The organism is Pseudomonas sp. TKO26 (assembly GCF_003225665.1).
GTDB classification, from domain to species: Bacteria; Pseudomonadota; Gammaproteobacteria; order Pseudomonadales; family Pseudomonadaceae; genus Aquipseudomonas; species Aquipseudomonas saponiphila.
The window spans coordinates 195,630-206,973 of record NZ_QKLN01000002.1; the positions used below are offsets into that span (position 1 = coordinate 195,630).

The window sequence follows — 11,344 nt, forward strand, 5'->3', positions numbered from 1 at the left end:
TCAGTGGTTGAGCGGATGCTGGCGCAGGAAATCTGCAGCCACGGCGGAAGGGCTTTCGTGATCGACGTCGACCCGTGCGTTCAACTGGCGCATGGTTTCGTCATCGAACAGCGCCGCCAGCGGCTTGAGGTCTGCGGCCAGTTGCGGGTGGGCGTCGAGGTACGCCTGGCGCACCACGGGGGCTGCGGTGTAGTCCGGGAAGTAGTGCTTGTCGTCCTCCAGCAGCTTGAGCTTGAAGGCGTTGAGCCGACCGTCGGTGGTATAGACCAGGCCGGCAAACACCTGGCCGTTGCGCAGGGCGGTGTAGACCAGGCCGGCATCCATCTGCCGGGTGTTCTTGCGGGTCAGGTTCATGTCGTACAGCTTGACCATGCCGGCCAGGCCGTCGGAGCGGTTGGCGAACTCGGTGTCCAGGGCCACCAGGCGGTTCTCCTTGGCGTCTTCAGCCAGGGCTCGGGTCAGGTCGCTGATGCTGTTGATCTCGGGATGTTCCTTGGCCACGTTCTCCGGCAGGGCCAGGGCGTAGGTATTGCTGAACTTGGACGGCGCGAGCCAGACCAGGCCTTTTTTCGCGTCGAGTTCTTTGACTCGGGCGTAGGACTGCTGGCTGTCGAGTTTCTCGTCGATGTGGTTGTAGGCCACCAGCGACACCCCGGTGTATTCCCAGATCAGGTCCAGTTGCCCGCTTTCCTGGGCGCTGCGGGCCAGGTTGCTGCCCAGGCCGCCGGTGACGCGGGTGTCGTAACCCTTGCTGCGCAGGTATTGGGAGGTGATTTCCGCCAGCAGGGTCTGTTCGGTGAAGACCCGGGCACCGATGCGGATCAGTGGTTTTTCCGCGGCTTGCACCCACCCGGCGAAAAGCAGGAGGCAGCCGAGTATCAGGCTTGTTTTTTTCATGTTCATTCCTTGGCGCTTACGGACTTAGGACGGGCGCAGACCACGTTCCAGCCAGAGGCGGCTGGCCAGGGTGACCAGACCGTCGAGGAGCAAGGCCAGCAGCGCGGTACAGGCGGCGCCGAGCAGCAATTGCGGCTGATTGTTCAGGGCGATGCCGGGGAAGATCAGGCTGCCCAGGCTGTTGGCGCCGATCAGGAAGGCCAGGGGCGCGGTGCCGACGTTGATCGCCAGGGCTACCCGCACGCCACCGATGATGATCGGCACGGCATTGGGCAATTCGACTTTCCACAGCACCTGGCGCGGGGTCATGCCGATGCCGACCGCAGCTTCCTTGAGTGAACCCTGGACGTTTTTCAGGCCTTCGTAGGTGTTGCGCACGATGGGCAGCAGGGAGGCGAGGAACAGCGCGAAGATGGCCGGGCCGCTGCCGATGCCGAGAATCCCCAGGGCGATGGCCAGGACGGCCAGAGGGGGGACGGTGTTACCGATGTTGAACACTTGCATGAAGCGTTCGGCGCGTCCGACCATGCTCGGGCGGCTGAGGAGGATGCCGGCGGGGATACCCACCAGCAGTGCGGCGAGCATGGACGCCAGGACCAGGAACAGATGAGCTTGCAGGTAGAACAGTAGATCGTCGCGGTAGTGTTCGATCGTCGTGATGCCGATCCAGTGGACCAGCAGGGCCAGGAGGGCGATCACCGCAACCCCTCCTATCAGCCCTTTGCCATAGCGAATAGCCACAGGCGGACTCCTTTTGTCGGTCGGCGGGCACTTTCCCGTGTGGCAGGGCCATTCCTGGCTGCCGGGACAGTGCGCGCGAAAAGCAGCTCGTCGAGCGCCGGCAAAGCGGCGGGTGAACGAGCCATGAGCGCAGCTTCGTCAAGCTAACTTGCTGATATTTCAGCCCCTGACGACAGTGCGTGACAGGGGAGTGGACGTCTCCGGGTTTTAAAAGGTTCCATAATTGGCAGCATATAGCCACCGTTCATCTGCCGCGCGGTGGCTTCGGCGACGGGGGCAGCGGTGGCCCGCAAGGCTTTGTCTGGGCTATAATCTGCGCCCTTTTTTGATCACCGCCAGGCGATTTCCCATGACCCAACAGGCCGCCGAAGTCGCGAAACGCCGCACTTTCGCCATTATTTCCCACCCGGATGCGGGTAAGACCACCATCACCGAGAAGCTGTTGCTGATGGGCAAGGCCATTGCCGTGGCCGGTACGGTCAAATCGCGTAAGTCCGACCGCCATGCCACTTCCGACTGGATGGAAATGGAGAAGCAGCGGGGTATCTCCATCACCACGTCGGTCATGCAGTTCCCCTATCGCGATCACATGATCAACCTGCTGGACACCCCGGGCCACGAAGACTTCTCGGAAGACACCTACCGCACCCTGACCGCGGTGGACTCGGCATTGATGGTGCTCGACGGCGGTAAGGGCGTTGAGCCCCGGACCATCGCCCTGATGGACGTCTGCCGCCTGCGGGACACGCCGATTGTCAGCTTCATCAACAAACTCGACCGCGACATTCGCGACCCGATCGAGCTGCTGGATGAAATCGAAGCGGTGCTGAAGATCAAGGCTGCGCCGATCACCTGGCCGATTGGCTGCTACCGCGACTTCAAGGGCGTGTACCACCTGGCGGGCGACTACATCATTGTCTACACCCCCGGCCACGGCCATGAACGCACCGAAACCAAGATCATCGAGAAGCTCGATTCCGATGAAGCCCGTGCCCACTTGGGTGACGAGTACGAGCGTTTCATCGAGCAGCTGGAGCTGGTGCAGGGCGCCTGCCACGAGTTCAACCAGCAGGAGTTCCTCGACGGTCAGCTGACCCCGGTGTTCTTCGGTACCGCCCTGGGCAACTTCGGGGTCGATCACGTGCTTGACGCCGTGGTGGACTGGGCGCCGTTGCCGCTGCCCCGTGCAGCCAACGAGCGCAGCGTGGCGCCCCAGGAAGAAAAGTTCAGCGGTTTCGTGTTCAAGATCCAGGCGAACATGGACCCCAAGCACCGCGACCGTATTGCCTTCATGCGCATCTGCTCGGGCAAGTACGAGAAGGGCATGAAGATGCGCCACGTGCGCACCGGCAAGGACGTGCGCATCGGCGACGCCCTGACCTTCTTCTCTTCCGAGCGTGAGCAACTGGAAGAAGCCTACGCCGGCGACATCATCGGTCTGCACAACCACGGCACCATCCAGATCGGCGACACCTTCACCGAAGGCGAGGCCCTGGGTTTCACTGGTATCCCGCACTTCGCCCCGGAGCTGTTCCGCCGCGTGCGCCTGAAGGACCCGCTCAAGTCCAAGCAGTTGCGCCAGGGCCTGCAACAGCTGGCCGAAGAGGGCGCGACCCAGGTGTTCTTCCCCGAGCGCAGCAACGACATCATTCTTGGCGCCGTCGGTGTGCTGCAGTTCGATGTGGTGGCCAGCCGCCTGAAGGAAGAATACAAGGTCGAATGCGCCTACGAGCCGATCACCGTGTGGTCGGCTCGTTGGATCAGCTGTGACGACAAGAAGAAGCTGGAGGAGTTTTCCAACAAGGCGGTGGAAAACCTGGCCCTGGACGGCGGTGGTCACCTGACCTACCTGGCGCCGACCCGGGTCAACCTGTCGCTGATGGAAGAGCGCTGGCCGGACGTGAAATTCCGCGCCACCCGCGAACACCACTAAGTTCGCCTGTGACACCCCAAGCCCCGCCGTGCAGACAGCGGGGCTTTTTGTTGCGCGCAGGATTGGCCCGCTGCCGCCCCGTAGGAGCTGGCTTGCCAGCGAAGGCGGCAGACGCTGTGGTGCATGGCTTGCGGGCCTCTTCGCCGGCAAGCCGGCTCCTGCGGGGGGTGGTGTATTTCAGGGCGCGCCGTTAGTCGGAAGGGCTTGGACGGCTCGGCTATCGATAGCGGGGTGTCTGGAAAAGCTTGGGGATCGCGACTAGGTTTCAGACAGTGCTGTGGTCACTGTAAGGCAGGGCTCGCAGCCTTCGAAGATTCACCTATGAAGGGATGGAATCGACCATGAGAATTGTCCAACGCGTTGTGCTGTTGATCAAAGTGCTGGTGATGCTGTCGCTCGGAACCTCGGCGGCCTGGGCTCACAACCTGATGCAGGTGAAAGAGCCGGGCTATCAGTCGAGCCATAGCGCACCGGTGCAGATGCTTGCCAAGTCCGACTCGGAGCCGGGCGATCAAGGCCAGGGTGGCAGTTCAGGCGATGACGACCAGACCACCGATGACGGTGAAGGCGACAGCCAGGGCTAAAAGAAACCCCCAGCGACGGACTGATGCGCAATCCGTCGCCAGGGGCGGGTCGAACAAGGTTCAGGCGCTCCCGGAGATATTCGGGAGCGCCTTTTTCATGGCCGCTACAGCACGAATTGCTCGGCGTAGTGGCAAGCCACTTGCCGGTTGTCCAGCGGGCGCAGGGCCGGCTCTTGGGTGCTGCAAAGCTCGGTGGCGTAGGGGCAGCGTTTGTGGAAGGCGCAGCCGGGCGGCGGGTTCAGTGGGTTGGGCAATTCACCGACGATCTTGATCTTCGGCTTGTCCGGGTCCGGGTGAATGGTCGGGGTCGCCGACAGCAGCGCTTGGGTGTAGGGGTGCAGAGGGCGGGTGTAGATGTCCTCCTTGGGGCCCATTTCCACGGGGCGGCCAAGGTACATCACCAGTACCTGGTCGGCGACGTGACGCACCACTGCCAGGTTGTGGGAGATGAACACGTAGGCGGTGTTGAATTCCTGCTGCAGGTCCATGAACAGGTTCAGTACCTGGGCCTGGATCGACACGTCCAGGGCCGAGGTCGGTTCGTCCGCCACCAGCACCTTGGGTTGCAGCATCATCGCCCGGGCCAGGGCGATGCGCTGACGCTGGCCGCCGGAGAACATGTGCGGGTAGCGCTGGTAGTGCTCGGGGCGCAGGCCCACCTGTTTCATCATCGCCTGGACTTTCTCCCGGCGTTCGGCGGCCGACAGCTTGGTGTTGATCAACAGCGGCTCGGCCAGTTGGTCGCCGATCTTCTGCCGCGGGTTGAGCGAGGCATAAGGGCTTTGGAACACCATCTGCACGTCTTTGCGCAGTTGCTTGCGCTGGGCCTTGTCGGCGCCGGCGACTTCCTGGCCGGCGATTTTCAGCGAGCCGGAGGACGGCTCCTCGATCAGGGTCAGGGCCCGGGCCAGGGTGGACTTGCCGCAGCCGGACTCGCCGACCACGGCCAGGGTCTTGCCGGCTTCCAGCTCAAAGGACACACCATTGAGGGCGCGCACGGTGGCGTGGCCCTTGAACAGGCCTCGGGACACTTCGTAGTGACGGGTCAGGTCGCGGGCGGTAAGAACGACGGCCATTACGCCACCTCCTGATTCAGCGGGTAGAAGCAGCGCACCAGGCTGGCGGCTTGCGGATCAAGGCTTGGACGCTGCTGGCGGCAGTTGTCCTGGGCGTAGGGGCAACGCGGCGACAGCAGGCAACCCAGGGGCCGGTCATAGCGCCCGGGGACGATGCCCGGCAGGGTCGACAGGCGAGTGGCGCCCAGGCTGTGCTCGGGAATCGCCGCCAGCAGCGCTTCGCTGTAGGGGTGGGCGGGGATGTCGAACAGCTGCGGCACCTGGCCGACTTCCACGGCTTGCCCGGCGTACATCACACAGACACGCTGGGCGGTTTCGGCGACCACGGCCAGGTCGTGGGTGATCAGCACCAGGCCCATGTTCTGTTCCTGTTGCAGGTTGAGCAGCAGGTCCATGATCTGCGCCTGGATGGTCACGTCCAGGGCGGTGGTGGGTTCGTCGGCAATCAGCAGCTTGGGTTCGCCGGCAATCGCCATGGCGATCGCCACCCGCTGGCTCATGCCGCCGGACAGCTGGTGCGGGTAGGCGTCCATGCGGCTGGCGGCGCCGGGAATCTCGACTTTTTCCAGTAGTTCGATCGCACGCTTGCGCGCGGCCTTGCCGGACATCTTCAGGTGCAGGCGCAGCACTTCCTCGATCTGGAAGCCCACGGTGTAGCTGGGGTTCAGCGCGGTCATCGGGTCCTGGAAGACCATGGCCAGGTCCTTGCCGACGATCTGCCGGCGCTGGCGGGCGCTGAGCTTGAGCATGTCGCGACCGTCAAAGCTCAAGGCATCGGCGGTGACGATGCCGGGGTGCTCGATCAGGCCCATCAGGGCCATCATGGTCACCGACTTGCCGGAGCCGGACTCGCCGACAATGGCCAGCACTTCGCCCTTGTCGACCTTGAGGTCGAGGCCATCGACCACCGGCACCGCCGTGGCGTCGCCGAAACGGACATTGAGATTCTTGATTTCGAGCAGTGACATGGGAATCTCCTCAGGCGGCGTTCTTGAGTTTCGGGTCCAGCGCATCGCGCAGGCCGTCGCCCATCAGGTTGATTGCCAGCACGCTGAGCAAAATGGTCAGTCCCGGCAGGCTCACTACCCACCAGGCGCGTTCGATGTAGTCGCGAGCCGAGGCCAGCATGGTGCCCCACTCCGGAGTCGGCGGTTGCACGCCGAGGCCGAGGAAGCCCAGGGCGGCGGCGTCGAGGATCGCCGAGGAGAAGCTCAGGGTGGCCTGGACGATCAGCGGCGCCATGCAGTTGGGCAGCACGGTGATGAACATCAGGCGCGGCAGGCCGGCACCGGCCAGGCGCGCGGCAGTTACGTAGTCGCGGTTGATCTCGCCCATCACCGCGGCGCGGGTCAGGCGCACATAGGAGGGCAGGGACACCACGGCAATGGCGATCACGGTGTTGATCAGGCCCGGGCCGAGGATGGCGACAATCGCCACGGCCAGCAGCAGCGAGGGCAGGGCCAGCATGATGTCCATCAGGCGCATGATGGTAGGGCCCAGCAAACGCGGGAAGAACCCGGCGAACAGCCCCAGGAGAATCCCCGGGATCAGCGACATCACTACCGACGACAGGCCGATCAGCAGCGACAGGCGCGAGCCCTGGATCAGGCGCGACAGCAGATCGCGGCCCAGTTCATCGGTGCCCAGCAAGAATTGCATCTGCCCGCCTTCGAGCCAGGCCGGTGGGGTCAGCAGAAAGTCGCGGTATTGCTCGCTGGGGTTGTGCGGCGCCACCCAGGGGGCGAACAGCGCGCAGAAGACGATCAGCAACATGAACAGCAGGCCGGCCACCGCGCCCTTGTTGCGGGAGAAGTGCTGCCAGAATTCTTTGTACACGGACGGATAGAGCAGGCTTTGATCGACTGCTACTGAGGAAGTTGGAGTGCTCATGGGTCTTGATCTCAGCGCTGATGACGGATGCGTGGGTTGGCAAAGCCGTAGAGGATGTCCACCACGAAGTTGACCATGATCACCAGGCAGGCGATCAGCAGGATGCCGTTCTGCACCACGGGATAGTCGCGGGCGCCGATGGCTTCGATCAGCCACTTGCCGATGCCCGGCCAGGAAAAGATGGTTTCGGTCAGGACCGCACCGGCCAGCAGGGTGCCGACTTGCAGGCCGACCACGGTCAGGACCGGAATCAGTGCGTTGCGCAGGCCGTGGACGAATACCACTCGCGCCGGCGACAGGCCCTTGGCCTTGGCGGTACGGATGTAGTCCTCGCGCAGTACTTCGAGCATCGAGGAACGGGTCATTCGCGCGATCACCGCCAGGGGAATGGTGCCCAGGACGATGGCCGGCAGGATCAGGTGATGCAGGGCGTCGAAGAAGGCGTCGGTGTCTTTGGCCAGCAGGGTGTCGATGAGCATGAAGCCGGTTCTGGGCTCGATGTCGTAGAGCAGGTCGATGCGCCCGGACACCGGGGTCCAGCCCAGGCTCACCGAGAAGAACATGATTAGGATCAGGCCCCACCAGAAGATCGGCATCGAATAGCCCGCAAGCGAGATGCCCATTACCCCGTGGTCGAACAATGACCCTCGCTTCAAGGCGGCGATCACCCCGGCCAGCAGCCCGATGATGCCGGCGAACAGCAGGGCGGCCATGGACAGTTCCAGGGTCGCGGGGAACAGCGAGGTGAACTCGCTCCACACGCTGGTACGGGTGCGCAGGGATTCACCCAGGTCACCGTGGGCCAGCTTGCCGATGTAGTCCAGGTACTGGGCGTACAGCGGCTTGTTCAATCCAAGGCGTTCCATTGCCTGGGCATGCATCTCGGGGTCGACCCGACGCTCGCCCATCATGACTTCCACGGGGTCGCCGGGAATCATGCGTATCAAGGCGAAGGTCAGCAAGGTGATGCCGAAGAAGGTGGGGATCAACAACCCCACACGGCGGGCAATAAAACTAAACATCTTCTGAAGTACCTCAATCAGCCGGTTAGGCGTACCCGCCACCCTTGGGGTCAAGGGCGGCGGGCGTTTCTTATCACTTCACTTGGGTGGTCGCGAAGTTGTTGGTGGTCAGGGGGCTCTGGTGGTAACCCTCGACGTTCTTGCGCATGGCGGTGAACATTTTTGGATAGGCCATGGGAATCCAGGGTTGGTCCTGTTGGAAAACCAGCAGCGCCTTTTCATAGAGCGCGGCGCGCTTGGCAGGTTCAGCGTCGGCGCGGGCCTGGTCGATCAGCTCCTGGAACTCCTTGTTGCACCAGCGGGCGTAGTTTTCGCCGTTTTTCGCCGCGTCACAACTCAGGTTCGGAGTCAGGAAGTTGTCCGGGTCGCCGTTGTCCCCCGCCCAGCCGGCCGACACCATATCGTGTTCGCCGTTTTTCGCCCGCTTGAGCATCTCGCCCCATTCCATGACGCGGATCTCGAGCTTGAGGCCGATCTTGGCCAGGTCGGCCTGCATCATCTGCGCACCCAGCAGGGGATTGGGGTTGGTCGGGCCACCGCCGTTGCGGGTGAACAGGGTGATTACCGTGCCGTCCGGCACTCCGGCGTCCTTGAGCAGGGCGCGGGCCTTGTCCAGATCCCGGGGCGGATTCTTCAGGCTGTTGTTGAAGCCCAGCAGGGTCGGCGGATAAGGGCCGGTACCGATCAGCGCATTGCCTTTGCCGTACAGACTGTTGACGTAGGCTTCCTTGTCGAAGGCGATGTCGATGGCTTTGCGTACCCGCACGTCGCTCATGTATTTGCGGGTGGTGTTCATGGCGATGTAGCCGGTGGTCATGGCCGCCAGTTCATCGACCTTGAGGTTGGCGTCGGCCTTGATGCTGGGGATGTCATCGGGTTTGGGGTACAGGGCAACCTGGCACTCGTTGGCTTTGAGCTTCTGCAGGCGCACGTTGTTGTCGGTGGTGATCGCCAGCACCAGCGGGTCGGCCGGTGGCTTGCCGCGGAAGTAGTCCGGGTTGGCCTTGAAGCGTACCTGGGCGTCCTTGGCATAGCGGTTGAAAATGAACGGGCCAGTGCCGATGGGCTTGCTGTTGAGCTCAGAGGTCTTGCCTTCCTTGAGCAGCTTGTCGGCGTATTCCGCCGGGTAGATCGATGAGAAGGCCATGGCGATGTCGGCCAGGAACGGCGCTTCACGGCGGGTCAGGGTGAAGACCACGGTGTGCTCGTCAGTCTTCTCGACGCTTTTGAGCAGCTCCTTGAAGCCCATGCTTTCGAAGTAGGGGAAGCCCACGCTGGACTTGTCATGCCAGGGGTGCTTCGGGTCCATCTGGCGTTGGAAGCTCCAGAGTACGTCGTCGGCGTTCATGTCGCGGGTCGGGGTGAAGTAGTCGGTGCTGTGGAACTTGACGCCCTTGCGCAGGTGGAAGGTGTATTGCAGGCCATCCGGGCTGATGTCCCAGGAGTCGGCCAGGGCCGGTTCGATGTCAGTGGTGCCGGGCTTGAAGTCGACCAAACGGTTGAAGATGGTTTCTGCCACTGCGTCGGCCGTGACTGCAGTCGTGTACTGGACCATATCGAAGCCTTCCGGGCTGGCTTCGGTACAGACCACCAAGGGTTTGGCTGTGGCGCCGAGGGCGGCGCTCAGCAAGGCGGCGCCAATGGCCGCTTTCAGGGGAAGCATGTTCATCAGGAACCCTCTGCAATCATTGAACCAGATTAGCTTGATTGGCGGACTCGTCATGAATCCGCCCTTCAACTGGTGGGTTAGAGAATGTTGAACGGGATGGTGGTAACCAGACGGAATTCGTTGATGTTGCCGTCTGCCTGGTTCTTGCTGGCGCGGTGCGTGGTGTAGGTAGCACGGATCGCGGTGGCTTTGAGTGGTCCGCTCTGCACGGCGTAGGAGGCGCCGATGCCGTATTCGTAGTGGGTTTCGCCATCCATGGTCCTCACGCCGTAGAGTTTGCCTTCGGAGTTGATGCCGCCGTAGGCGCTGCCGGTGTAGTGGGTACCGTCGATGCCCCAGCCGCGAGCCTGGTAGACGTTGAACTTGAGGCCGGGCACGCCGTATTCGGCCATGTTCAGGCCGTAGGCGATCTGGAAGGATTTCTCGTTCGGGCCGTTGAAGTCCGAGAGCAGGGAGTTGGCCAGGTAGATGCCGTTGGTTTCGTGCAGGTAGTCGAAGTACTCGTTGCCGCTGACTTCCTGGTACGAGAAGGTCAGGCTGTGGGCCTGGTGGGTCAGCCCCATCGACAGGGAGTAGGTATCGTTGTCGATCTCGCCCATCTCTTTCTTGCCGGTGTCGACGGTCTTGTAGTAGTTCAGGCCGGTGGTCAGGCTCAGCACCGAGCTGTCGCCCAGCTCGTGGGTGGCGCCGAAGTAGTACTGGTTCCAGAAATCTTCCACCTTGGAGGCGTAGAGGCTGGTCTTCAGGCTTTTCAGCGGCTGGTAGTTGAGGCCGACGATGCTCACGCGGTCGGTTTCGGCGGTGTTGCTGGTGTACTCGGAGCGGAATTTCGACAGGCTCTGTTCGGTCCGTGGCGATACCCGGTCAAAGGTGCCGGCATCGAACGACAGGTTGTTGAACTCTTCGCTGTGGATGCTCACCCCTTCAAAGCTCGAAGGCAGCGCACGGTTGCCGATGACGTCGACGATCGGCGTGCTGAAGTTCTGCCGGCCGGCGGTCAGGGTGGTGTTGGATACGCGGAACTTGACGTTGGCCAGGCCGAGCTTGCTCCACTGGCCCACGGCGTCGCCGTCGGAATGGGTCAGGGTGCGGTTGTTCTTGCCGGCGATGTCCTTGCGGTCGCGATCTAGGGCAATGGCGTTGTAGGCCGCCACTTCGGTGCTGACCCCCACGGTGCCTTCGGTGAAGCCGGAGCTGTAGTTGAGGATGGTGCCCTGGACCCAGTTGATCCGGCGTGGAGTCGAGGTATCCACGCCATTGTGGTTGTACGAAAAACGATCATTGCGACGTTTCAGCTCGTTGGCGTACCAGTTGCGAGTGGTGCCCGACAGGCTCTGCCCTTCGATGAAACCCTTGGCTTCAGCCTGGGCATTGGTGCTGTTCTGTACAGTCGGGACGAAGTCCTGGCTGACGTTCTCCGCATAGGCCGTGGCGGTGATGCTACTGATAGCCAAGGCTAACAATGCGCTGCTGCTCAGTTTCATGGGTGAAGCTCCTTTGTTTTCTTTTTTAGATGCCGGTTTTTTTCGGCC

At 62.6% G+C, this 11,344-nt stretch carries 10 protein-coding genes; 2 read left to right on the plus strand and 8 right to left on the minus strand.

Features of this window, described 5'->3' with window-relative positions:
• Entirely contained in the window at positions 1-897 is an 897-nt protein-coding gene (locus DNK59_RS04090; protein WP_110722363.1) for a glycine betaine ABC transporter substrate-binding protein, read from the minus strand.
• Positions 898-921: 24 nt separating this feature from the next.
• Positions 922-1,638: an ABC transporter permease gene (locus tag DNK59_RS04095; protein ID WP_110722364.1), complete on the minus strand. Its 717-nt coding sequence runs from the start codon at positions 1,636-1,638 to the stop codon at positions 922-924.
• 349 nt (positions 1,639-1,987) lie between these two features.
• Here DNK59_RS04095 and DNK59_RS04100 point away from each other — a divergent pair, with 349 nt between their 5' ends.
• Both DNK59_RS04100 and DNK59_RS04105 read left to right on the plus strand, forming a co-directional pair.
• A complete protein-coding gene (locus DNK59_RS04100) occupies positions 1,988-3,571 on the plus strand; it encodes a peptide chain release factor 3 (protein WP_110722365.1) in 1,584 nt (527 codons plus the stop codon).
• A 341-nt stretch (positions 3,572-3,912) separates the two neighbouring features.
• A complete protein-coding gene (locus tag DNK59_RS04105) occupies positions 3,913-4,155 on the plus strand; it encodes a hypothetical protein (RefSeq protein WP_177431202.1) in 243 nt (80 codons plus the stop codon).
• A gap of 104 nt (positions 4,156-4,259) precedes the next feature.
• Here the strand turns inward: DNK59_RS04105 and DNK59_RS04110 are convergent, their stop codons facing one another.
• The 6 genes from DNK59_RS04110 to DNK59_RS04135 form a co-directional block, all read right to left on the minus strand.
• Positions 4,260-5,231 carry a peptide ABC transporter ATP-binding protein gene (locus DNK59_RS04110; RefSeq protein WP_092319571.1) on the minus strand — a complete coding sequence of 324 codons (972 nt, stop codon included), beginning with the start codon at positions 5,229-5,231 and terminating at the stop codon, positions 4,260-4,262.
• Positions 5,231-6,199: an ABC transporter ATP-binding protein gene (locus DNK59_RS04115; protein ID WP_110722366.1), complete on the minus strand. Its 969-nt coding sequence runs from the start codon at positions 6,197-6,199 to the stop codon at positions 5,231-5,233. The genes DNK59_RS04110 and DNK59_RS04115 overlap by 1 nt, the downstream gene beginning before the upstream one ends.
• Positions 6,200-6,209: 10 nt before the next feature.
• The gene (locus DNK59_RS04120) at positions 6,210-7,121 is read right to left on the minus strand and encodes an ABC transporter permease subunit (protein WP_016968408.1); all 912 of its coding nucleotides are present in this window, start codon (positions 7,119-7,121) and stop codon (positions 6,210-6,212) included.
• Between the two features lie 11 nt (positions 7,122-7,132).
• Positions 7,133-8,143: an ABC transporter permease subunit gene (locus DNK59_RS04125; protein WP_110722367.1), complete on the minus strand. Its 1,011-nt coding sequence runs from the start codon at positions 8,141-8,143 to the stop codon at positions 7,133-7,135.
• 73 nt (positions 8,144-8,216) lie between these two features.
• The gene (locus DNK59_RS04130; protein WP_110722368.1) at positions 8,217-9,812 is read right to left on the minus strand and encodes an ABC transporter substrate-binding protein; all 1,596 of its coding nucleotides are present in this window, start codon (positions 9,810-9,812) and stop codon (positions 8,217-8,219) included.
• Positions 9,813-9,889: 77 nt separating this feature from the next.
• Positions 9,890-11,296, minus strand: coding sequence for an OprD family porin (locus DNK59_RS04135; protein WP_092319579.1), 1,407 nt, complete (start codon positions 11,294-11,296; stop codon positions 9,890-9,892).
• Positions 11,297-11,344 lie beyond the last annotated feature (48 nt).